The following is a 23351-nucleotide window of genomic DNA, read 5'->3' as shown; positions in this document are numbered from 1 at the left end:
CCCTTTTCGAAGCTTTCATCAATAGCGTCACTATATGCGTAGAGGAAATCTTTCATATTCGCCTGCCTGATTAAGAGTTCGTCGCTTGCCGTATCGCATTCAATTCGCCTCAGGGCATCTTCGAAAGTCGGATTGTCGAATTCCGGCAGCGAACTTGAAGAACCCGCATTCTTCAAGATATAAAGCCAACGGTCTTCGTCCGTTTCGAGCTTGTCTTTCAGCTTATTAAACTTGGTTAGGTCTACAATAATATACTTATTTTTTGCAGAAATTGGAACGCAGCCAACCTTGCCGACGCTGGACTGATTGTAAAGGCCGATTTCATCCCGATAAACATTCTCCATAAACTGGACGGGATGATCCATGATCCAAATAGAATATATTTCTGGCAACCTGTAACGGAACTTTTCCTTTTTTGCGTCAGGGATACTCCGAAAGCCGATATCCTTGTTGTAGTCGTTCTTCGCCCTCAACAGCAAAAAAGCATTGTATATCATCATGCGGTCGATGTAATCGTTCAACTTGAGTTTTTGCATTTCGACATCGATCCGCTTTCCCGCTCTGGTCCTCGCTCCAATATCGAACTTGACTCGGTATGGCTCCGGCAGATGGAAAATTTCGTCCTGTTGAACCGTATAGGTCAGCGACTGAATTGCATTTTCGCCTTCAAAATGCAGGATTGCGTTCAAAAAGTTCATGAGCGCGTCTTCGCTGTCAAGCAGCGCCCTGAAAGCGGGATCACACCGGGGATCTAGATACTTTTGCCCCTCGAACTTTTTCCTGGCACTCTCGACATCGTTTACACGGTCGTATGTTTCGAACAAGCACTCGTCATCTATATTCACTCTAAAATCTCCATCTTTTACGGACGAAAAAAATTCTCCGTCCATATAGATAACACGCTTTTTTCGGAGATTTTGGCCCTCTTTTTTTGTAAATTTCAAATTTCAGCCGTATTACAGAAAAGAGCCGCAAGAGAATTACTTACAGGTCAATCTTTTATAAAAAAGATTATATTCCATATCCGACAGCATATAAAGAAATGGTATTTTAATGGAAGAGTCATTGAGTCAACAGAAATTCGAAACGAATCGAGATGAATTATTTGATGTCCTAAAAGGAATCGCAATAATCTTGGTAATCGTTGGACATTGCCACTTAACGAAGCTCAGGCCAATAATTTACTCATTCCATATCCCTATATTCTTTTTCATTACAGGATACTTTCTAAAAATAAGACCCTTACGGCAAGAAATAACATTAAGCATCAAAAGACTTATCATTCCATACATTTTTACAGCAACCTGTATTTGCGTTGCAACATTTATAAAAGAAGCCCTCAATTACGAAGACTCCAACGGTTCGCTATCATACAAAGCAATAGTAACGCATTTACTTGGATTCAGAGGAAGCGTCGTTCCCCAATGGATAGGCACTCACATTGATGTTCTTTGGTTCATCCTCGCACTTTTTTGGGCAAGAATAATATCAATCAGCCTTATAAAAAGAATCAAATCCAATATACTACTTTTATTAACATTTCTCTTTCTAGGAATAGCAGGTATTTTCCTGGACAAATCCATTTTTATCCCTTATTGCATATCACAAGGTCTATGTGCATCTAGTTTTATATTTGCGGGATATATAGCCAACAAATACAAAGTACTAGATTCAGAATATTCAAAAAAATATATTCCGATTTTAGCAATTCTATGGATATACAGCTGGCATCAAGGCGCAATAAACATGGCTATTTGCAAATACAATGTAAACTATATACTAGCTTGGGGAGGAGCCTTAGGTGCCATCATCTTGTTATATAATTCAGTAAAAGCACATTATACCAGCAACTCATTTATTTGGAGAAGCCTTCTTTTCTGCGGGCGATTTAGCTTGATTATATTCTGCGTTCATGCTTTCGAATTTACAATCTGCAATTGGAACTCTTTCGCCCTGACGAATTTTATTCCAATAAACTATTACAGCATATTCCTCATAATATGCCGCTTAGCAATAGCCATTACATTCACATTTGTTTTCTTAAAAATAAAACCTATACGTGAAAATATTTTTCAACTTAAGAAATATTTTTAATTAAGATCTATTGCAGATACCCAACCATAATAGAAATTAGCGGACAAATCCTTTGTTCCTATGGTAGCCATAGGACGGTGATCTCCATGAACAACAAATTTCACATCAGGGAATTTTTTAGCTAAATTCGACACCGCCTTTAAAGACATCTCCTGATGCGTGTAGAAAACGCACTCAGACTTAGACAAATTAAATTCATCACACAGAGGAGACCTAACCTCGAAATGTTGCAGATCATAAGGATAATGGGCGTCTAAAGTAGTCCAATAGACAAACATTTTATTTGGCCTCTCCAACAAAGAAGAAAGCCAATCACTCATTGACGAATCACAGATTCCTGGATACCCATATTTACACGAAGCCAATCCTTTTCGAATAAAATCGCCTCTAAACAGCAATGTATCAAAGCCCAATTTTGGATAGCTCTGATCACGTTCAAAGAAAGCGCTATCATATCCATGCACATACCATGTTTGATACCCTGCCGCCTGATATCTTTCAGGAACGGTCATCGAGGTTTTATCACCGTTTGGCATTCCAAAATCTTCCCACTCCGCAGCTTGCGTATAAGCAGCTTTTCTTTCTAAAAGTCCTTTAAAATTCACATTGTTTTCAGAAAAAATCGAGAACAACGCACTATCTAGCTGAATATTTTTCGACACACCCCAAGATTCGACAAGAACAACAACAATTTTATTGTAATTCTTCATTGGATTTTTAAATGTAGTATCAGTGCATACGGGGTACACCTCTTTTATATTTTCCTGCAAAAAATGTTGTTCGCTTATATATTTTTCATTATCAAAAATACTGAAATAGGCCTTAGTTCCAAAATTAAGAAACTGAACTCTCCCCATGAAAGCACTAGAAAACAACCAGTTAAACAAAAGAACAACCAAAAGGACGACTATACAAAAAATTCTATACCCATTGTCATTTGACTTTACAAAGCAGCTTCGAGCCATGACCGTAGTCAATGCAGTCTGCAAAACAGGAACCAATATAAACAGCAACAGCCCCCAAATAAAGAATTTAGAGATATTAAACAATTCAACCAAAGTCATATTGAATGACACGAAGAACAAATGAGACCAATCCATTAAAATAAGGATTGACGAGAACAAGGCAAAGGCTGCTATATTAAATTTTTTTCGTTCTGGTATAAAATTAATTATCAGAAGGAACACAAACCATAAGCCAAACGTATAAAAATCAGACCATTGATCAAAATGGATTAAGCCACAAGAAACCTGGAATGTATTCTCGTAATAAAAAGACACGCCAAACAACACCAGAATCCAAACACAATTCCAGACAATAGATTTTCTTGGTATAGCAAATAGAAAGAGCAATAGCAACACATCTAATGAGAATATACCTTGATTCGGTGTATTGCACATTTCAGATGCAAAATACGGAAATGCGGACGCAATAAACGGAGAAATCAATATTACAGACAGATTATTCTTTTTCAGCAGCTCAAAAAATTGTTTTACCTTAAAAAACATTTTTCCTCTTTCACCTCATCGGTTTTCACAAGAATACAAATACACTTTTTTCTGCATTACATCTAACGATATAGAATCTAACACAGCATTCGGCAACTCGCTGTCGCTCACGACATGAGTTATTTCGCCTTTTCCGCACAAATAGCCTACACGATCAAGCAAAGAATCTCTTTGTGAAAGAAAAGGACCTGCAAAATTTCTGTATTGTGCATAATCAGACTGTTCCCCATCATCATTTTTCAACAAAAGATTATTGCGGCGGCGGTTTCCTTCACGATACTGTTTTTCGAAAAATACCGCCCCCGTTAAACTATTTTCATCATAATAACCACCATTCAGGAACTGCAGCCTGGGCATAGCAACAGCAAAACCTTTCACATAATAAAACACTTTGCCGCGATCATTTATTTCAGGATGATGTACAAATATATCGTAATTCACAAAAGAATCCATTTGTTTTTCAGAAACAACCATCTCTTCTGGGCGAGCATCCCAATGATAAAAACCGATTAATACACATGCTATAGCAAATGCAAAAAAAGGAACATTCTTAAATCTTCTTTGCATAAAAATACAAGCAACAAAAGCGATCCATAACGGAAATACAAGAGCCATTGGGCCAGGAACAGGCATACTCATTAAGCGACCATTACCATTCAAATAAGCTTCAGCAATCGCAATAAGACACAACAAAACGAAATAAGATCTTTTTATTTTGGGAGAAATCCAAGCAAATAAAACAAACAAGGGCAACAATTGTAACGAAGGAAAAATACAAAAAGCGACAAGAGCGACGGACAGTTCAATTCTTTTTTTATAAAACATATAAACAGCAATCGTCACTGACAATACGCACTCAGCAAGAACTAAAGAATTTACTACTCGGTAAGCATCGCTCAAATTACGGAACATAATTAACGGCAAGCCCTCCAAATACATCTGAAGATACGTTTGATAACACAAGGCAATCAAAGACGTCAACAAAAACACGATCTGTAAGAGCAGCAACGGCAACGGACGATCCTTTCGCAACACGAGAACCAAACCAAGAACCGCAAATTCGACCAAATGCACTGGCAAGAATAGAGCCAAAGCGAACATTGCCAACGCAAAATCATAAGTCGTGATTTTTTTTGAGATTTGATACAGCTTATAACGGTTATAAGCAAGCAGAACAACTAAAGGCAATGTTATAACCTGGCAGATCCATTCTATACGGAAGCATTGAACCTGATATAAAAAAACATGATGCGCTAGCCCGCCCCAGATCCACCAATAAGCAGCAATACCGACAACAACAGCAACCGCTTGAGCAAACTTTTTAAGAAAATCATCTAGGAGCATTCGCCCTACAAAAATTCCAAAGAATGCTGAATAAATTACAAACTGAGCTATATCATCGTACGAAGGGGCAAAATTAAACGGTCTTGTAAGCCAGCCTTCGGGATAAAAATTCAAAACACCCTTCCCTATAAATGCCGAAAAAGGCAGCAAAAATGACAAAACAACAACAGGTTTTAAAGTTACAGGGAAATACACAAACAACCATAAAGGCAAACCCCATCCCGCCATAAGAGGATGCATCAAGGATCCTAGCAAGAAAAACAAAAGAGATTTAATCTTGCAATCTTTAAGTAAAAAAGCAATCCCTAAAATTCCAAACAGTACAGAAGCTAGTCTAGAAACAGCATAGCTTTCTACAAATTTCAAGAATTCTGTTTGGGCCAGCGGCATACCAAAAGCATAGACTCCCATGCACAACAGGCAAAGAGCAACAATCGTAAGCAGCTTTTTATCTCCATACCTTTCCCAAAACACTTTTATGCAAAAGGCCCATGCAAAAGCAAATCCCATCTGCAGCAAAAAACAAAGTATTCGTGAACCAGCTTCCACCCCAAATTGCAAAATAAAGAATCTATAAAGAGGCGTAAACAAGCTAAAAGTATCCTGATTTCCATAAGCAAACGCGATATCCCCAACAAATCGTTCAGGGAACATGCTATTTATAACCTGTAATACATACAACGGTCCATCTATAATAATGCCATTGTAGCGATTTACGGCAAAGAAAAAAGGTATAGTTAAAAGAAACAGAAAAACAGGATAAAATTTTTTCATTTTTATTTTTGATAAAAAATTGCCCTCTCGTTTTGAGAGGGCTTTTAATATCGATCAGCTACTTAGCTAAACTGAACCAAACTCTTACTTAGTCTTGAGCTTGAGGAAGTTCGGAGTAAGCACAGCGCAGTCGCCAGTGTCAGAAGTAGAGCCATCAATCTTGGCATCATACGTAACCATACCACCAGCAGAGCCATTCTGTTCAGTATAGAGAGTCCAGCTCTTGCCAGAAGCACAATCATTCAGAGTAGCAATGCTTGTTGCCTGCCACGTTGTATTATAAGTATTATCGCTGATTGTGCCCTTGCTAGCATAACCATCAGAGTTACTACCAACAACACAAGCAGTACCAACTGCATTGTCGCAATAGTAGAAGTTGCTGGAGTTCTTCATCAAGTAACCGATTTCCTTCCAGTTACCAACACGAATGCCCTTTTCAGCAACGAATGCATCCTGCAACTTGACATATTCGCCAGCTGCCGGGCCAACTTCAGATGCCTTGGACTTAGCAATCATACCGAAGAGTTTCGGCACTGCGACTGCGGCGAGGATGCCCATGATAACGATCACGACCATCAATTCAATAAGGGTAAAACCTTGCTTCTTCATAGTGTATCTCCTTGTTTTGTTACACATTCTTTTTTTTGAGCGTTATTGCTCGTTTACATTCAGTAATATATCCACTTTTTTTTCGAAAAGCAATACTTTTGTCAAACTTTTGTCACGTTTTTGTCATGACTTGGTTTACTCCATTACAAAAGTGGCTTTTTTTCGCAAAAAAACGCAAATAACAACCAAACTTCCGATGCACTATATATAGATAATTTTTTACGAAAAAAACATTTTCATCTGTTTTTTATATTCCAAATTGGAATATAAATTTCGGGAACGTGATGCCCATCACGCGTTTTTTACGCCATTTCGTTAACAGATGTTTACTTTTCAGCGCGATTATTTCAAAAAACTAAAAATCTTCCAACATAAACGGTAGCAAATACAACGGCTTTAACAGCAATTGTCCCGCATGAGCTACATCCTTTTGCGAAAACAGATACTCCTTGTATATTTTTTTAGAATATTTATTTACAAAGTTTTCAATGGATTCGTGGTTCCGAGTAGCAGAAGACTTAATTTCCAAAGGGATAATTTTGTTTCCTTTGGAAAGCAAAAAATCTATTTCAAAATAGTGAGGACTGTTTTCTTTCAACCAGGTATGGTAATAAAGTTCTTTGCCACTAGCGGTAATAATTTGGGCTGCTACATTTTCATACAGATAACCAAGATCAGCATCCAATTTGTCGCTTAAAAGTTTTGCATATATTTCATTAGCTTGTTTCGAATCGTCAAACATCAAAGAAATAAACAGCCCGGTATCAGAAGCGTACAGTTTAAATCGGTCCAAGTCTTTTGTTTGAGCAAGGGCCGAATCGGGATTAGAAACATGATAACAACAAAGAACTGTCTTTGAATCCAACAACTCAAAGAAACGACTTTCATCCTTCGACGTTTGCTTTTTCCCAATCGCAGAAGATACGACAAAATGTTTCTTTTTTAAGGCTAGTTGGCTAGGAATAGCCTTATAAATATTAGACAATCGACCCGTCGGATCAATTTTTTTCAAATCCTCGAAATACAGATTTAATATTTTTCTTTTTATATTATCGATATATTCAAAATTTTCTTTTTGAACATACGCTTCTACAGCTTGGGGCATACCGCCTACAGCCATATAAAGTCTAAAATCGCGCATTAAACTTCGGTTTGTTGAGTTTCCAATAGCCGTATTCGCCTTATAAATATCTCGGATGGTATTCGGGTCCTTCCCTATAGCCCACATGAATTCCTCATAATCCATGGGATACACACTTATCCGATGTTCTTCTGAGGGGATTACAATTCCCTGAACATTTTTCTTTATAGAAATGAGCGATCCAGTTTCAATATAATCGTAACGACCATCCTTCACCAAGAACTTGATGGCCTGCCGAACTTTGGGTTGCAACTGGATTTCATCAAAAATAATGACAGATTTACGTTCCTTGAGGGATATCCCCGATTCAGCCTGAAGTCGCAAGAAAAAAACATCCAACTTCGCTATATCTTTGAAAACATCGAGCATTTCCTCTGTTATATTTGCAAAATTCACTACAATATAGGAGTCATACTCATTTTTTGCAAATTCCTCAGCAATAGTACTTTTCCCCACACGGCGGGCACCTTCCAGCAAGCAAGCGTACCGCCCCGAATAAGACTTTTTCCATTCCAGCAGCTTATCATAAACCTTGCGTTTGAACAACACTTATCCGCCCCTTAAAAAAAAGTTCCAAAAATTCAATATAAAAATACACCAAAAGTTCCGAAATTTCAATATAAAAATTAGTCAAAAGTTCCGAAATTTCAACATAAGAGCCTTTTCGACATTTTTTCGGGGCTAAAAACACCCAAATTACCCACTTTTTAAGTCCACTTCCATTTTAGCAAATGGTGTGTACATAAAAAAAAACCTCCCGAGGGAGGCTAGATTTAACTGGATCCTTCGCTGCGCTCAGGATGACGTAATTGAAGCCGTCAGGATGACGTAATTGAAACTGCTAGAAAGGACGTAATAGAAGCGTTTTTACTTCATCACGGAGTCTGCAATGACAACGCGGTTGCCACCGGCCTGCATGGCCATCTGGAGGGAGGCTTCTGCGGTGTAGATGAGCGATCCGGCGTCGTTTGCGTGGGTCGGCATTACGGCAACGCCCATGCTGAGCGTGGTCGCAAGGATTCCTTCGCCGTAGGCGATCTGGAGCTGCGAGATTTCGTTGCGGATGCGTTCGGCGCGGTTTCTCGTGATGTTGAGGTCGGCGCCCGGCATGATCACGCAGAACACGTCGTCGGAATAGCGGCACGGGATATCTTCGCCACGGATGTAGCTCGGCAAGCGCTGCCCGAGTTCCCAGAAGAGCTGTTCCACGGCATGGCGGCCTTGGGCGTTCTGCACAGCCGGGATGGCGTCGGGGTAAAGCATCACGATGCCAATGGGCGACTTGTGGCGCACGGCTGCGGTGATTTCACGGCCAAGCGACTCTTCCATATAACGTTTGTTGAAAAGCCCCGTGAGCACATCGCGGATGCTGTGCTGTTCAAAGCGGATGTTCAGGTCCTGGTTCGCCACATAGAGGCCAAACGCCGCAGCGACAATGCTCACCTTCGCCTGCCAGTATTCCTTTGTCTCGGTTTCGGGGAGCTTATCGACCTGGAGGGTCAGGATGCCGAAGTGCTCTTCGAGGCCTTCGATCGGGGCGCAGATAGCAAGGCCCTTCGGGCGGTGGTGCAGGTGCGTACAGCCGCTAGAAACTTCGGGCGAGCTATAGTCGGTCACGACGATGTCGCCAGTGTTGAAGCTCGCGCATTCCGCAGGCATCACGGTTTCATCGCTGATGACGTTCGGACCAAAGCGGAAAATCTGCGAGAGTTCCGTCTGTACGCCGCCGTACATATAAAGCACACCAGACGCTTCGGGGAAGAGTTCCGGCAAAAGCTTTTGCATGGCGTCGATGACTTCAGTGAACGGACGGTTGCGCAAGATGCCGAGCTTAAAGCCGTTCCAGGCTTCGAGCGGGAACCCGACCTTGAGCGCCGCAGCATCAAGCTTTCGGACAGAAGCCGGCACCGGCTGTTTAAGCGCCTCGGCCGCAGGGATCGCCCCCGGCGGGAGCGGGCTTTTCTTTTCTTCTTGCAGACGGACCGACACGTACTGAGTGTCCTTGGGCTGCGGCTTGTTCAACACCTCGTTAAAGTCATTTTCGATGGCTTCAATCTGCCTGCTGCAGACGGTATAAAAAACGAAGCCGAGCACCGCGCCCCAAGCTCCGACAAAAATGAACTTCGCCCCAATGGACATGGTCTCTTCGGGAACAACATACGCTGCAATGACGCCCATTAAAAAGGCGACCAACCAAAAGATATATTTAACGATATTCATACCATAAATAATATTAAAATATTACAGGGCAGGCAACTAAGACAGATGCAAGTCAACCTTTATCATAGCGAAGTCAATTGCAGGAACTCTTCGCGAACGAATTCATAAATATAATCTGCACTTCGCGCCCGCAATCCCGTACTAGGATCATTTAACGAATTAAAAATCTTTGACTTATAAACAAAATTGAAAGCAGTTTCCATATCCAAAGAAAATTCGTCCATCAAAGATTGAACATTTTTTTCAACAATCCTTGAAACCAATGATTCACTTTGAGCAGCAGTCATTACTTAACCCTCCATAAAAGAGAAACTGCTTTTTCAGTTAAAAAACAATATTGACTATTTAAGTCTTTATACTCAAGTTCCTTCGCCAACTCTTCCAATGTACGCAAGCCGTCTTCATACATATTCAGCAAATAAGCGACTCCATCATCAGCAATTGGACCAATAACAACGTCATAGTCATGGGTAAACGCAGCTGAACGGCTTCGATTCTTATAAATAAATTCAGCCCATTCAACACACACTTTTTCAAAGCGCAACACCCTCAACAGATTTGATTCAAATACATTTTCGTCAAAACCGTACTCTTGAACAACAGGATCCCCCCCAAAAATACGGCTACGATTTTTAGCCATTTCATACGCTTGACTTTGGATATCTGTTACGTAAAAACCTCTTCCAAAGTCCTTGTACGGCTTTGTTTTCTTCAGATCAATTTCAGAAAAATCACAATTCGTCCCATGATAAAGAATCATCCGATTGTGCCCCCATTATTTTTGCAAATCACAACCAAGTCATTTAAAGTGTCTTCCACAGGAAGAAGGTGTTCCGAAGAATAGCATTCATCAAGAAAACGAATGCCTTTAAAATCACACAAATAACTTGCTGCAGCCTGAAGCGACAATCGAAAACGCTTCGCAAATAGCCGAATGCACATATTCACATATGGGATTTTGTATTTGTCAGCCATATCCTGAATATAGATTATCGCTCGTAAAAAGACAACCCTCCCCCCATTCTATTCTATATTTACCAACATGACAATCCTTGAGAAAATCGCACTTGCACTCCCCGCAGTAGAATCCCCCGCTCGCTACATGGGCGGCGAAGCGAACAGCGTCATCAAAGACCACAGCAAAATGCTTGCCCGCATGGCGTTTGTGTTCCCGGACACTTACGAAATCGGCATGAGCAACAACGGGCTGCGCATTCTGTACCATGTGCTGAACCGCGAACCGGATTTGCTTTGCGAAGTGGCTTTTGCGCCGTGGGACGACATGGCTGCCGAGATGAAGAAGTACGATATTCCGCTTTATACGCACGCAAGCTATACGGCGGTCAAGGATTACGAAGTCGTGGGGCTTACGCTCCAGACCGAACTCAACTTTACGAACGTGCCGTACGTTCTTGAACTCGCTGGGATTCCGGCATGGCAAAAAGACCGTGCCGAGAGCGACCCGATTGTCGTTTCGGGCGGGCCTTCGATGGGCAACCCGGAACCGGTCGCGGATTTCTTTGACGCGTTCATGATCGGCGATGGCGAAAAGCTCGTTGTCGATTTTGTACGCTGCGTGGGCGAAGGCCGCAAGGCGGGACTCAAGCGCGCCCAGATTCTAGAAAACTTGTCTAAGCTCGACGGCGTTTACGTACCAAGCTTGACAAAAGTTGTCAAGAACGAATATGGCGTAATCGTCCCGGCAGAACCTGCAAAGGGGTCTTACGAAAAGACGAACGGTGTACGCCGCCAGTTCATTCCAAAGCTCGATCCGAAAGACTACCCCATCAAAAACTTGATCGCAAACATGCAACTTGTCCACAATCGCTTTAGTGTGGAAGTGATGCGCGGTTGCGCTCAGGGCTGTAGATTCTGCCAGGCGGGCATTTGGTACAGGCCGTGCCGTGAACTCAATCCGGACGATGTTCTGGATATCGCAAAGGCGGGCATCCAGGCAACCGGCGAACGAGAACTTGGACTTTTATCGCTTTCTACCGCAGACTACAAGCCGGTCGAAGCGCTCACGGATTCCATTATCGACGATCCGTTTTACGATAACGTAGACGTAAGCCTCCCGAGTATCCGCGTCAACAGTTTCGGACAAAGTCTTGCCGAAAAAGTCGCAGCACTCAAAGGAGGTCGCAGCGCCACGTTCGCACCGGAAACTGGTTCCGAACGCATCCGCAAGATGATCAACAAGACCATCAGCGACCAGGACATGTACGACGCTGCCGAACACGCATTCTCTAGCGGGTTCAACAAAATCAAGCTTTACACGATGATCGGCTTTCCGACCGAGAACCTGGATGACATGCAGGCATTCTGCGAACTCATCTTCAATCTCGTGAAAATCGGGCGCAAGTACAACCGCGGCATTCAAATTGCGGTAAGCATCGGCATTCTCATCCCGAAATCGTTTACGGGCCTGCAATGGGCGCCGTTTATGGACAAAGAAACAGCACTCGGACACATCCGCTACGTGCGTGAAAAGTTTTTCAAGCACCCGAACGTGAAAATCAACTGGGCTGCCTGGGAAACTAGTTTCTTGGAAGCCGTTTACAGCCGTGGCGACCGCAGTCTCGGCCCTGTCATTTACGCCGCCTACAAGAAGGGCATCATCTTTGAAAGCGACAGCTACCGTTTTGACTTTGACAAGTGGCTCCAGGTCTGGGAAGAATGCGGCTACGACACAAGCTGGGTCTACCGCGAACGCGACAAGGACGAAGTCTTCCCGTGGGACTTTATTCATGCCGGCACGACAAAGCAATACTTGCGCCGCGAATGGGAAAAAGCATTCGACCCGACGTCCGCACCTGTGCCAAACTGCAAATGGGGCGACTGCCAAGCTTGCGGCATCCCGGGATTCGGCAAAGAAATTGTCCTCGCCGACGATCCCGTGCGCCACAAGGCGCCGAGCCGTACCCCTGAAGAAATCAAGAAGCTCGTGGCAGAACGCCGCCCGAGCCAGAAGGTGAGCTACAGCTACAAGATTACATTCAAGAAGTCCGGCATCAGCCGATTCCTGCCGCATCACAACATGCTCAGCTTCTTTGAACGCACGTTCATTTGCGCAGGTATCCCGATCAAGTTCAGCGAAGGCTTCAGCCCGAAGCCGCGCATCGTGAACATGGGTGCGCTTCCGCTCGGACTTGAAACGTATTGCGAAGTCATCAGCGTCGATTTATTGCAAAAGCTCGATCTCTCTGCCGAAGGCAAGCCCGCCATTATTGCAAAGCTCAGCGCTCCGTTCCCGCGCGGCATGGAAATCGTGGACATCGAGCCCTTGAAAGAAAAGCTCTCGAAGCATTTCCCGAAAGCGATGGTCTATCGCCACACGCCCGAAAGCATTCCCGCCGATCTTATGCAAAAGTTCGAGCAAAAGCAATTGCCTATTGTCACGAACCACCGCGGTCAGCAGATGGACTTAAACGAGCAGGTTTTGGGAATTGATATTCAGAACGGCACGATGGTCGTGCGCGTCAAGTGCAACAACCAGGGGACAACCCCTAGTCCGTTTGTCATTTTTGCAGGGCTGCTTGGAATTGAGATCGACCCGGCCAAGCTCGATGAAGTCTCCCGCCGCTTCCTCGTCGCAAAGATTGCGATCGAGTGGTAACTACTCCGCGGGGAGAATAATCTCGATGTGACTGGTGCTGACGTTGAGGAAGTGCGTACGGAACAGGTCCTTCTCATTCCTGTCGCAAACGCGCACCTGCGTCACCGCAATAAAGTCCTTGTTCTCACGGATGTAGTCCGTGAGGCGTTCGTCACGCAACGTGTCGATTTCGCCCGTAATGACAAAATTATCTGTCCACATCTTTACTAGCATACCATCAATATAACAATGTTACTCCAAGTAAGAAGATAAAAACCTTATTTTTTGGTCCACAAAGCCTTTTTAACGTATATTATTCAATAAGATACGACAATGACTAGAACGAAACTTAAATAAGAGGTTCGCATTATGGCACCGAAGAAAGTACGCACGATTCCAGGGCAGATGGCATACCACAATGCCGAATTTATGGAAAGCGATGCAGCACGTCCCATTCGATTCCTTTCTGAATTTTTCCAGCCTGCACAGATTTTTCATCAAGAAGAGATCAAGAATTCTATCGTATTCTTTGGTTCGGCTCGAACAATTCCGCCGGAAGAAATCAAGAAACGCCGCAAAGGTTGCAAGAACAAAGCTGAACTGGCAAGGCTCGACCGCCTCTCCAAAGTCGCAGATTCTTACACTGCCGCTCGCGAACTCGCTGCCAAGCTCGGCAAGTGGATCAACAAGCGCCACCACGGCTACGCCATCATGACAGGCGGCGGTCCAGGCATTATGGAAGCAGGCAACCGAGGCGCATCCGACGTGGGTACCCCTTCTGTCGGCTTGAACATCAAGCTACCTTTCGAACAACATTGCAACCCCTACATTGATGACGAACTGAACTTGCAGTTCCGTTATTTCTTTATTCGTAAGTACTGGTTCTTACGCATGGCCCGTGCGCTCGTGATTTTTCCTGGCGGATTCGGAACGCTCGACGAAGCCTTCGAAATGCTCACGCTTATCCAGACCGACAAGTACGCGCAGCAGATGCCTGTCGTGATTTTCGATTCGAACTTCTGGAAAAAGGCTTTGAACTGGGAATTCTTCGCCGAAACGGGCATGATCAATCCCGACGACCTCAAGCTCTTCAAGTTCTGCGATACCGTCGATGAGGCTTACGACTTCATCACGTCCAAGCTCGAAGAGCAAAGCGAAGAAACGGTCACATTCGCGCGCTCCCACGCCGAAGACGAAGGAAATAAAAAGTAAGAACAAGACTTAACTGGGTCCTTCCCCTTACAGGGTCAGGACGACGATACAATAACGTCATGCCGGACTCCGTTCCGGCATCAGTTGTTTTTGCACATTCCATTGCTTTTTGCTAAATTTTTACCATGTTCTGGAACAATTTGGCAGAAATGATGGACAGGGTCTCGCGCAATCTGGCGCTCCGCCCAAACTACACCATGGAAGAATACCAGCGGTGGTTTGACCATAATCCTGACTTCAAGCACAACGGCAACGCAGAACGCATCGAGCTTATCGAGCCGCTTTCGCTCGTAGGCACAAACCAGCTTTACCGCGCGAAGCTCTGGATAGAACACCCGCGCGACGAAAAGCGCTACGACGAAAAAGAAATCGTCGTGAAGATCTGCAAATACTGGGCACCTCCCGGCAAGAACCGTCTGCACCGCCTAAACATGCTATTAAGCGCATTCCAGGACGAGATCCGAATCAACAACCTCATCCGCGCCACAAACATCGAAGGCGTGGTACAGACTTTCGGCGGAGGCATCGCGGGGCGCCACCCCTACCTCAAGCTGGAGTTCATCAAAGGCTGTTCACTTGATAGAGTCATCAAGCCAAGGATCACCGACGAAGAACGTGTCAAGCGAGTCGCACAAATAGCCTACCTCGCCAACACGATCAGCCAGCTCCATTACTACCAAATTGTACACAAGGACATCAAGCCCAGGAACTTGCTCCTGTGCCAGAATCCGGCGCACAAGAACAACCATAAGATTTTGCTCTGCGACTTCGGCTACGCCCAGGCCAAGATGCGCGAAACCGTCACCGAAGGCGGCGGACTTTCATCGCCAAGCTACAGCGCTCCCGAACTCGCCCAGTCCAGTGAAAACATAACCTGCGCCGTGGACTACTTCAGCTTTGGCGCCGTGATGCACGAATACCTCACCGGCGTAAAGCTCTACCCCAAGGCAAAGGACATCTACACCGAAGAAGGCCGCCTGATCACCAAGCGCTACATGGAATACATCGAGAACGGACGCGAAAACGTATTTGACGACGAGCGCTTCCCGGAAATCCATGAATGGATCGACGCCCTCACGACCTTCGACGCGAACGAGCGCATGAAAAAGAGTCCAAACCTCTTTGCCCTCGCCCACAAGCTCCGCGAAGAAGTGAACGCGCTCGGCTACAGCGACGTCAACACCGACTTTTTGTGGAATCAGCTAAACGAGTACGGCCAGCAGCGTACTTTTTAACACGCATTTATCCCCCACCTCAATAGCATTTTACTAGTGATTTGTTTATATTCACTAGTATGAAGAAAATATTGAGTATAATTCTAAACCCGTTCCGGTTTTTCAAGTTCCATCACTACGTGACGCTATTAGCACTAGCCGTCCTTGGAATTTTCAACTTCCAGACGACCTTCAACCCGACGATTCAAAAGATCCGTCAAGAAAAGGATATCCACCAGTCGTTTGACAAGTGGTGGGAGGAGGAACGCGCCCAGGAATTCAAGAACGTTGGACTCACGCCCGACGAGACTATCAAAAATCAGGAGTTCGAACTCTACAGGGAGCGCTACCAGATCGAGAACCCGACACCAATCATCGAAGACCGCATCGAGGAAATGAAGGGAGAATTCCTCGACTGGTGGGAAAATCAGGGCGGCAAGGAACAATACGCCGCGGAGCACGGCAGCTTTCCGACCGACAAGCAATACGAGGCCGAACTCAAAAAATGGATCTATAAATATACGGACAAATTCCTCCGCTACCGTTGGGCATACCAGCCTAGCCGAGGCAACACCGAAAGCTGGCTCACGTGCAGCCTACTGTTCCCAAGCGCATGGTCCTATATTTTCTTCGTCGTATTTTTCATGTTTGCGCTAATGCAGCTCGAAAAGCGCTGGAACGCATTCTTCGTTTACGTTTATGCAGTGGTAATCGCAATTATTAGCGGGTTCTTTGTCGATTTGCTTGTAAACACATCGTTCTTTGGGCAGTTCGCCACACAGCGTTACATGGGCGTAAGCCTGATGATTTGCTTCTTGCTTGGGGCTAACGTATTCGACAAGGAGAAAGACGCCATTCCGTCTTATGTCAGCAAGATATCGCAATTGGCTCTCGTCGGGAGCATGGCTATAGACTGGTTCCTCAATCCGGGAATTTTCAACGCCGTCACAGTAGAATCCCCGATATTCTTTGCGCTTGGCGGACTGGCAGGCTACTACATGCCGCACCGTTCTGACGAAATCGCAAAGCCAAAGCAGGTGGTACAAAGTACAGAAGAATCGCTTTCGCCCGGAGAACGCATACGCAACATGATTAGCGACGGGCTTGACGCCGCAAACAACGGCGAAACAGAAAACGCAGCAAGAATGTTGCGGTACGGGTTCACGGCACTTTTGCAAGAGGACCCCGTCAAGTTCTATGAAGTAAAAGACGCCGCCAACAGAATTGCAGGCTGCTACGCCGAAATTCCCAGTACGCAATGGATCGAGTGGGGCGCAATAGCCAAGCAAAAGAACATTCCAGAAGCGGCTATAGTGCTACTCGAAAAAGGAATCACAAAAGAAACGGATGCAAGCCTATTGCGTCGTGCGCACTTCGACATCGGCGAACTCCGTATCCAGACAAAGTCCGAAGTCAATGCTGCAATGGAGCACTTGAGCAAGGTCATCAAGGAAAACGACATCGACATGCTCGCCGAACAAGCCAAGAAGCTCATGGAAACCGGCAAGGACATCCTAGTGCAAATGGCCTACGCCGCCCCCAAACAGTTTAAAGTGTCAAATTAGCCAGTCACCCCGGATGTATTCCGGGGCAGCCACTTTCCAGAAAGACGATGCGGATTACTTCACAACAAACTTCTTGGCGGCAAAGCCTTGAACTTGCACGAGGTAGAGTCCGCTCTTGAGCGCACTCAAATTGAGCGATTCATTCATGCTCTGGGCAGTCTTTTGCATATGCACATTGCCACGCACATCAAGAATCTTGATGGACTTGCCCACGACAGAACGCGGCAAATTCAGCGAGAGCATCTTGCCGGCAAGCGACATGCCGAACTTCGCCATAGCCACAGACTTCGAAAGTCCAACAGAGAATTTCACTGGCTCAGTCACTTCGTCATAGCGTTCCACAAGCGCCATCAAGAACCAAGTGCTATGCGGCAACCACTGTTCGTCCCAGCGCCACACCTGCCAAGATTCCTTCATAGAATCAAAGCCCACAGCAGCAACGCCGTCGTCAGTCCAGGCAATGCCCGAGCCATCCTGATTCTTGCCGGTAATGCCATTAGCAATGCCACCTTCAAGCGTTGCATCATATTCAGACTGGCCATCATACTTTTGCGGGTTCTTTGTTCCCTTGCCATACATCATACAAGTGCCATATGGGTTCTTACCCAAGATCCAGTCGAGCTGATCCGTAGCATATTTTTGCACATCATCCGGATCAAAGTCCCTGTCTTCACGACCAATAACGCGCATCGCATACATCATTGCCGCAGAAAGGCTTGCAAGGCGAGCATCTTCGCCCTGCCACCAATAATTACTTTCGTTATCGTGCGGGATAAAGAACCCATCCTTGATAACCCCATTAGTCTTGTAAGTCTGGCGGGCATAACCAAACGGATTATCAACCTTATTCGTAATTTCAACGAGCCAGTCAAAATGAGACTTAATGGCATCACGAACATTAACGAGAATATAGTTATCGCAGCCGCCACCAATCATACTCAAACAGACCCAGTAAGGAACGGAGATACCACGAACTACAACACGGTCATCCTTTTCAATAGCGCCAACAACCTCGCTATAACGAGCAAGGGCAACCAACGGAAGACCAGCATCGCTTGCATGCCAGAACGGACGCGTCTTTGCATCGTCACTCCAGAAATAGCCATCTACACTGACAAGAAAAGATAAATGTTCGGCACGGTCATAAGCATCTTCCAAATACTCCTGTTTTTTTGTAGCCGCATAAAGTTCCGTCGCCGCCAAAAGCGCCGTGTAATCGTCGATGATATTTTCCTTGTGGTCATCGCAGTAAGCGCAATCGCCGCCAATGCTCTGCTTTTCGGACAAATGCTTGTAAGCCTTTTCCGCCGCCGCCAAATACTGTTCGCTTGTAAATTCGCCCTTCAGCTTAAGCCTAGCTGCGCTTGCGAGACCGGCAATCGCCATGCCGCCGCCTTCGCGGAAAGCGGTCTGGTAATCAGCACTCTTGATGCCATCAGAACCAGAGAATGCGCAAATTTCGCGCTTGCCCAAAGGCGAACCCCAGTTATCAAAAACCGTCATGTAGAAGAAACCTTCTTCAGAGAGCATGCGCACCAAAAAGTCCGCACCGTAAGCCGCTTCATCAGCCGTTTTTGCCTTTGTCACAGTCGAACCAAGCAACTTCGGGATGCGTTCCGAAGCAAAAGCAAGCGACCAAACCGTCAAAGGAATCTGCTGCGGATTCAAATAGTTCGCATAAGACAAATGCGAAAGGTATTTGCTCACGTCACCGCTGGCATCGTACCAGCCGCCATGAACATCCACCTTTTTGCCGGAATTATAAATTCCCATGCTCTTGTCCCAGCCTTCAACCGTCGGGTCATCGGCACGGTCATCATAGAGGTAATTGAGCACTGATGCAAGTGTATTTGCAGCCAAAGCGTTTTCGCCCACAGTAAACTCGCCCGAATTCTGTGGCTGCCCATTCTCGGAAACCTGGAGCGTGTACTTGCCCGCCGTAAGGCCCGTCAAGTCCGCCACATAAAACTTGCCATTATTGAGCCAGTTGTCCGGATTCGAACCCGCCGACAACTTACCTGTCTTCACAGCGGTCCCGCCCGACATCACGCTAAATTCGGCACCATCAGTAAGATTATCACTCTTGACTATCACGGAAATCGGCTGACCGACATCATAACCGACCTGGTTGTAGAAAAACTTGGTTTCGGCAGAAGCGACACCCGCGCTCAAAAGAACAGCGGCAGAGAAAATTGGGGAAAGCTTATGTATATGCATGCGCTAAATATAGATTCACGATGATTTTTGGAAAAGTAAAATTATCCTCATACGAAGCCGTCAACCCAGTTAAGTTTTGCGTTCATTTAACGCATATATAGCGTAGAATACAAAATTAACCATTTACGGCCCAACCAAGAAGCTTTATAAAGCCATCTAAAATCGCAATTTATTATAGGGGTTTTATAGCAACCAAGTCAAAACGAGAAAGCTTTCCGAGGATTTTTCGACCAAAAAAAACACCCGAAAAAAGCCCATTTCCACGCTTTTAACGCAATATTTACGTTAAATATCAAACATTTTCTAGCTGCTTCAAAAATTTTATTGACCGATCAAATTTTAAAACCTATGTTTGCGATGTAATTGAAAAACGACTGAATTCTTCGCGATTTCATCGCTCAGAACGACGTCTCAGACAACAACCTCAACCAACGACGACCGCGATTTTCGAAACAACAATCACCTTTCGTCTCTCGTCTTTCGTCTAAAATCTAAACATGTACTACGAAACCATTAAAGTTCTCGACTGCACGATCCGCGATGGCGGCCTCGTCAACAAGCACGATTTTTCTCTTGAATTCGTGCGTAGATTGTACACACTCCTTTCCGCAGCCGGCGTAGACTACATGGAAATGGGCTACAAGAACTCCCCGGAACTCTTCGACCCCAAGGAATACGGTCCGTGGAAATTCTGCGAAGACGACCTGCTCTGGAAAGTCAAGGATGGCATCGAATCCAAGATGAAGATGGCCGTGATGGCCGACGTGGGCCGCGTCAACATGGACGCCGTGAAGCCTGCCTCCGAAAGCCCGTACCAGATGTTCCGCGTCGCAAGCTACGTCAAGAACATCGACAAGGGCATCAGCATGGTGAACGCCTTCCACGACATGGGCTACGAAACGACGCTTAACATCATGGCAGTAAGCCGCGACCGCGGCCCGGAACTTGACGAAGCCCTCCACCAGGTCAACGAAGAATGCAAGGCCGACGTGCTTTACCTCGTCGACAGCTTCGGCGCCTTCTACCAGGAAGACATCGATAAGGAACTCGCCCGCTACAAGGGCATCGTGAAGAACAAGAAGTTCGGCTTCCACGGCCACAACAACCAGCAGCTCGCCTTCAGCAACACGATCCAGGCCATCATCAACCACGTCGATTACCTCGACGGTTCCGTGTCCGGCATGGGCCGTGGCGCAGGCAACTGCACCACCGAACTCCTCCTCAGCTTCCTCAAGAATCCGAAGTACGACTTGCGCCCGGTTCTCGACGCCTACGAAGAACTGTTCCTCCCGTTGCAGCAGAAGTACGAATGGGGCTACATCATCCCGCAGATGATCACGGGCATGCTCAACCGCCATCCGCAAGACGCCATCGCCGTCCGCAAGACCGAAGACCGCGACCACTACCGCAAATTCTACGAAAAGATGGTCAACGACTAAAAATTCGCAAATCGGCAAACATTCATTTATACAAGAATCCCGCTCCGACTGGAGCGGGATTCTTTGCAATATTCAATAATTTCGAATTATTTCAAAATCACATTCTTCGCGTTCACCATGCCGTTCTGTTCAATCTTCACGATATAGCGACCGCTCGGGACCGTTCCAGAATTCCACTTGATCTGGTGATCGCCCGGCTGGAGGCTCTTTTCGATGACATCAGCAAGAACTGCGCCGTTGATGCCGACAACAGAGACTTTCACATCGCCAGCAGACTTAAGTTCAACAGAAACGATACCGCGGTTCAAGCCCTTAACAGCCGGAGCAGCCGGAGCAGCGGCAACCATCGGCATGGATCCTTCCACAACAGAGGATTTCTTCAAATCATTTGCAGTGCCAGTCCACTTGATAACATGATACGTCGTATTATCTTCGCCATTCATAATATTTTTCATTTTCTTCACAATACGATTTGGCGTTGATGACGGATAGCACCAATAATCAGAATTACCTTCTTGCGTGAACCCACCGCCCATAACAACAGGCAAATACTTCATCGTATACCATTCCCAATGGTCATTCCTGTTGTCTTCATCATCTATAAAAACTTCGCTATGCTTTACTTTTGAGCTAACCTTCTTCATATCAGGATTTGCAAAGACCCCGTATTTATCACCATTGTTTTTATCAAACGACGGGTATTGTTTGCTAGAAGATTCATCGGCAGGAACAAAGCAATAAACCAATGTCGCATTATTATTCACAACATTAGGATAGATATTCCCCGAATGAGAATTTGCATTATGCGAATCTTCCGTATCATGATGACGCATAAACATGTATGTGCCCGCCGGACATTCTTCATCCAGTGCTAAAACAGCATAATCATAAGAAATTTTCGGCATAGAACTAACGTTCAAAGCACAATAAGTAAAAACAGCATGACCACCAAGAGAAATTCCTGGAGGATTCGGGTCCGTATTGTTTTTAACACCCGTCCTATTATGGCTATCTTCCACATCAAGATCTATCTTGATTTGTTCTTTGCACTTAAAGTTCGCGTCCTTTTTCAAGACACCAATTCTTGTTGCAAAGCTTGCGCTAGTCAAGCAAGCCAAAGCGATTACTAGATATTTACTTTTCATACTTTTTCTCCTTCATTTTAAAAAGTACATATAATATAATTTATACAAACGTAAATGTAAATAAGCTAAAAATACTACAAAAAGCTTACATACAAAAAATTGTATCACAACGTATCATAACAATCAAATCAAGCAACTTCCATATCAGCAAACAAAATATTTTAAATAAAATTTCATAAACAAAGTTTTAAAAATAAAAAAAAAAAATTGTAACAACAAAAAAGACTCCTTGCATAAACAAAGAGTCTTTTTGATTAAAGCAATTAAGAAGTCGTTTATTTTACTTCAAAATCACGTTCTTGGCGTTTACCATACCGTTCTGTTCGATCTTCACGATATAGCGGCCGCTCGGAACCATTCCAGAATTCCACTTAATCTGGTGATCGCCCGGCTGGAGGCTCTTTTCAGTGACATTCGCAAGAACTGCGCCGTTAATGCCGACAACAGAAACCTTCACATCGCCAGCAGACTTGAGTTCAACAGAAACGATACTGCGGCTCAAGCCCATAACAGCCGGAGCAGTCGGAACAGCGGCAACAAGCGGAGTTTCAGAAGAAGCCGGAGTTTCCACAGCGCTCTTATAGAGGTCATAGAACATGTGGCTGGTCCAGCGAGTCACACGATACGTTGTATTCTTAGAGCCATTCATAATCGCATCTATCCCATTTTGAACATATAGTGGTAAAGACGATTTTCCAAGCCATTTGTTTTTATTGTTGCTATCTTCATCATCTATATAAAATTCATAATGAAACGAACGCGTTACATTAAAATCGGCGAAAAGGCCATTGCTCCAATGGAACGGCCACTTCGCCGTAACATAATCATTCTTCGGCACGTAGCAGAAATAAAGCGTGACATCGCGACCCACTTCATTAACGCCCACATACCCCGTAGACGAGTTATGCCCACCATCTTGGGTATCGTGATGACGGCCATACCTATACGACCCTGCAGGACATTCGTTGTCCAAAGACAGCACCGCATAATCAAACCTAGCCTGCGGCAAGCTTTCCCTATCTCCCGTACAAAAATTAAATTCAACGCCACCATTACGGAATGTCACGCCCGCTTTTGAAGAAGCGAGATCACCTAAACGGACACCACTTTGGTCGTTACTATTTTCCGTATCGATAAATATGGAAAACGGATTGCTGCACCAGCCCGAGGGAGCCTCAGCATTCAAGAAACCAATAAGCTTTGCAAAGCTCATCGACGCAGCAAGCAATACTAATGGATATATTTTATTCATTTATTTTCTCCTTAAAACAACA

19 protein-coding genes are annotated in these 23351 nt (G+C 45.0%); 6 read left to right on the top strand and 13 right to left on the bottom strand.

Annotated features, from left to right (window positions below):
- The coding region (locus tag ACJMM9_RS07920) for a PD-(D/E)XK nuclease family transposase (RefSeq protein WP_405325512.1) at window positions 1-845 on the bottom strand (845 nt) is incomplete at its 3' end.
- 220 nt (window positions 846-1065) lie between these two features.
- On the opposite strand from ACJMM9_RS07920, the gene ACJMM9_RS07915 reads away from it, so the two are divergent.
- Window positions 1066-2094: an acyltransferase family protein gene (locus ACJMM9_RS07915; RefSeq protein ID WP_405325509.1), complete on the top strand. Its 1029-nt coding sequence runs from the start codon at window positions 1066-1068 to the stop codon at window positions 2092-2094.
- Here ACJMM9_RS07915 and ACJMM9_RS07910 read toward each other — a convergent pair.
- The 8 genes from ACJMM9_RS07910 to ACJMM9_RS07875 form a co-directional block, all read right to left on the bottom strand.
- On the bottom strand, window positions 2091-3602 hold the full coding sequence (locus ACJMM9_RS07910) for a sulfatase-like hydrolase/transferase (RefSeq protein WP_405325506.1): 1512 nt from the start codon (window positions 3600-3602) through the stop codon (window positions 2091-2093). The genes ACJMM9_RS07915 and ACJMM9_RS07910 overlap by 4 nt on opposite strands.
- A gap of 15 nt (window positions 3603-3617) precedes the next feature.
- A complete protein-coding gene (locus tag ACJMM9_RS07905) occupies window positions 3618-5720 on the bottom strand; it encodes a hypothetical protein (RefSeq protein WP_405325503.1) in 2103 nt (700 codons plus the stop codon).
- Window positions 5721-5804: 84 nt separating this feature from the next.
- Window positions 5805-6329 carry a type IV pilin protein gene (locus ACJMM9_RS07900; RefSeq protein ID WP_405325500.1) on the bottom strand — a complete coding sequence of 175 codons (525 nt, stop codon included), beginning with the start codon at window positions 6327-6329 and terminating at the stop codon, window positions 5805-5807.
- A 355-nt stretch (window positions 6330-6684) separates the two neighbouring features.
- Window positions 6685-8019, bottom strand: a complete 1335-nt coding sequence (locus tag ACJMM9_RS07895; protein ID WP_405325497.1) for an ATP-binding protein — start codon at window positions 8017-8019, stop codon at window positions 6685-6687.
- Between the two features lie 318 nt (window positions 8020-8337).
- Window positions 8338-9690, bottom strand: coding sequence for a GGDEF domain-containing protein (locus ACJMM9_RS07890; protein WP_405325495.1), 1353 nt, complete (start codon window positions 9688-9690; stop codon window positions 8338-8340).
- A gap of 62 nt (window positions 9691-9752) precedes the next feature.
- Window positions 9753-9977 carry a hypothetical protein gene (locus ACJMM9_RS07885; protein WP_405325492.1) on the bottom strand — a complete coding sequence of 75 codons (225 nt, stop codon included), beginning with the start codon at window positions 9975-9977 and terminating at the stop codon, window positions 9753-9755.
- A complete protein-coding gene (locus ACJMM9_RS07880; protein WP_405325489.1) occupies window positions 9977-10450 on the bottom strand; it encodes a DUF3990 domain-containing protein in 474 nt (157 codons plus the stop codon). Before ACJMM9_RS07880 ends, ACJMM9_RS07885 begins: the two co-directional genes overlap by 1 nt.
- Complete coding sequence (locus ACJMM9_RS07875; RefSeq protein ID WP_405325515.1) at window positions 10447-10632, bottom strand: DUF3791 domain-containing protein; 186 nt, start codon at window positions 10630-10632, stop codon at window positions 10447-10449. Before ACJMM9_RS07875 ends, ACJMM9_RS07880 begins: the two co-directional genes overlap by 4 nt.
- A 100-nt stretch (window positions 10633-10732) precedes the next feature.
- Between ACJMM9_RS07875 and ACJMM9_RS07870 the strand changes: the two genes are divergently transcribed.
- Window positions 10733-13306, top strand: coding sequence for a TIGR03960 family B12-binding radical SAM protein (locus ACJMM9_RS07870; RefSeq protein WP_405325486.1), 2574 nt, complete (start codon window positions 10733-10735; stop codon window positions 13304-13306).
- On the opposite strand, the gene ACJMM9_RS07865 is transcribed toward ACJMM9_RS07870, so the two are convergent.
- Window positions 13307-13519: a hypothetical protein gene (locus ACJMM9_RS07865; protein ID WP_015732184.1), complete on the bottom strand. Its 213-nt coding sequence runs from the start codon at window positions 13517-13519 to the stop codon at window positions 13307-13309.
- Window positions 13520-13654: 135 nt separating this feature from the next.
- On the opposite strand from ACJMM9_RS07865, the gene ACJMM9_RS07860 reads away from it, so the two are divergent.
- From ACJMM9_RS07860 to ACJMM9_RS07850, 3 genes are all read left to right on the top strand, one after another.
- The gene (locus tag ACJMM9_RS07860; protein ID WP_405325483.1) at window positions 13655-14497 is read left to right on the top strand and encodes a TIGR00730 family Rossman fold protein; all 843 of its coding nucleotides are present in this window, start codon (window positions 13655-13657) and stop codon (window positions 14495-14497) included.
- A gap of 125 nt (window positions 14498-14622) precedes the next feature.
- On the top strand, window positions 14623-15732 hold the full coding sequence (locus tag ACJMM9_RS07855; protein ID WP_405325481.1) for a serine/threonine protein kinase: 1110 nt from the start codon (window positions 14623-14625) through the stop codon (window positions 15730-15732).
- Between the two features lie 71 nt (window positions 15733-15803).
- Window positions 15804-17276: a hypothetical protein gene (locus ACJMM9_RS07850; protein ID WP_405325479.1), complete on the top strand. Its 1473-nt coding sequence runs from the start codon at window positions 15804-15806 to the stop codon at window positions 17274-17276.
- 54 nt (window positions 17277-17330) lie between these two features.
- Here ACJMM9_RS07850 and ACJMM9_RS07845 read toward each other — a convergent pair whose 3' ends face one another.
- The gene (locus tag ACJMM9_RS07845; protein ID WP_405325477.1) at window positions 17331-19493 is read right to left on the bottom strand and encodes a glycoside hydrolase family 9 protein; all 2163 of its coding nucleotides are present in this window, start codon (window positions 19491-19493) and stop codon (window positions 17331-17333) included.
- 497 nt (window positions 19494-19990) lie between these two features.
- On the opposite strand from ACJMM9_RS07845, the gene ACJMM9_RS07840 reads away from it, so the two are divergent.
- The gene (locus ACJMM9_RS07840; RefSeq protein ID WP_405325474.1) at window positions 19991-20932 is read left to right on the top strand and encodes an aldolase catalytic domain-containing protein; all 942 of its coding nucleotides are present in this window, start codon (window positions 19991-19993) and stop codon (window positions 20930-20932) included.
- Between the two features lie 86 nt (window positions 20933-21018).
- Here the strand turns inward: ACJMM9_RS07840 and ACJMM9_RS07835 are convergent, their stop codons facing one another.
- Entirely contained in the window at window positions 21019-22077 is a 1059-nt protein-coding gene (locus ACJMM9_RS07835) for a hypothetical protein (RefSeq protein WP_405325472.1), read from the bottom strand.
- A gap of 280 nt (window positions 22078-22357) precedes the next feature.
- On the bottom strand, window positions 22358-23329 hold the full coding sequence (locus ACJMM9_RS07830) for a hypothetical protein (protein ID WP_405325469.1): 972 nt from the start codon (window positions 23327-23329) through the stop codon (window positions 22358-22360).
- Window positions 23330-23351 lie beyond the last annotated feature (22 nt).

The sequence above is a fragment of the Fibrobacter sp. genome, from assembly GCF_045112255.1.
Taxonomy (GTDB): domain Bacteria; phylum Fibrobacterota; class Fibrobacteria; order Fibrobacterales; family Fibrobacteraceae; genus Fibrobacter.
The sequence above is the reverse complement of the archived record's forward strand: the minus strand, read 5'-3'. Positions and strand labels throughout refer to the sequence as shown.

Excerpts from the sequence above, each read along its gene's own strand:
- ACJMM9_RS07910 (WP_405325506.1), bottom strand. The coding sequence starts at position 3,602 with ATGTTTTTTAAGGTAAAACAATTTTTTGAGCTGCTGAAAAAGAATAAT.
- ACJMM9_RS07905 (WP_405325503.1), bottom strand. The coding sequence starts at position 5,720 with ATGAAAAAATTTTATCCTGTTTTTCTGTTTCTTTTAACTATACCTTTT.
- ACJMM9_RS07900 (WP_405325500.1), bottom strand. The coding sequence starts at position 6,329 with ATGAAGAAGCAAGGTTTTACCCTTATTGAATTGATGGTCGTGATCGTT.
- ACJMM9_RS07890 (WP_405325495.1), bottom strand. The coding sequence starts at position 9,690 with ATGAATATCGTTAAATATATCTTTTGGTTGGTCGCCTTTTTAATGGGC.
- ACJMM9_RS07885 (WP_405325492.1), bottom strand. The coding sequence starts at position 9,977 with ATGACTGCTGCTCAAAGTGAATCATTGGTTTCAAGGATTGTTGAAAAA.
- ACJMM9_RS07880 (WP_405325489.1), bottom strand. The coding sequence starts at position 10,450 with ATGATTCTTTATCATGGGACGAATTGTGATTTTTCTGAAATTGATCTG.
- ACJMM9_RS07875 (WP_405325515.1), bottom strand. The coding sequence starts at position 10,632 with ATGTGCATTCGGCTATTTGCGAAGCGTTTTCGATTGTCGCTTCAGGCT.
- ACJMM9_RS07870 (WP_405325486.1), top strand. The coding sequence starts at position 10,733 with ATGACAATCCTTGAGAAAATCGCACTTGCACTCCCCGCAGTAGAATCC.
- ACJMM9_RS07865 (WP_015732184.1), bottom strand. The coding sequence starts at position 13,519 with ATGCTAGTAAAGATGTGGACAGATAATTTTGTCATTACGGGCGAAATC.
- ACJMM9_RS07860 (WP_405325483.1), top strand. The coding sequence starts at position 13,655 with ATGGCACCGAAGAAAGTACGCACGATTCCAGGGCAGATGGCATACCAC.
- ACJMM9_RS07855 (WP_405325481.1), top strand. The coding sequence starts at position 14,623 with ATGTTCTGGAACAATTTGGCAGAAATGATGGACAGGGTCTCGCGCAAT.
- ACJMM9_RS07845 (WP_405325477.1), bottom strand. The coding sequence starts at position 19,493 with ATGCATATACATAAGCTTTCCCCAATTTTCTCTGCCGCTGTTCTTTTG.
- ACJMM9_RS07840 (WP_405325474.1), top strand. The coding sequence starts at position 19,991 with ATGTACTACGAAACCATTAAAGTTCTCGACTGCACGATCCGCGATGGC.
- ACJMM9_RS07835 (WP_405325472.1), bottom strand. The coding sequence starts at position 22,077 with ATGAAAAGTAAATATCTAGTAATCGCTTTGGCTTGCTTGACTAGCGCA.
- ACJMM9_RS07830 (WP_405325469.1), bottom strand. The coding sequence starts at position 23,329 with ATGAATAAAATATATCCATTAGTATTGCTTGCTGCGTCGATGAGCTTT.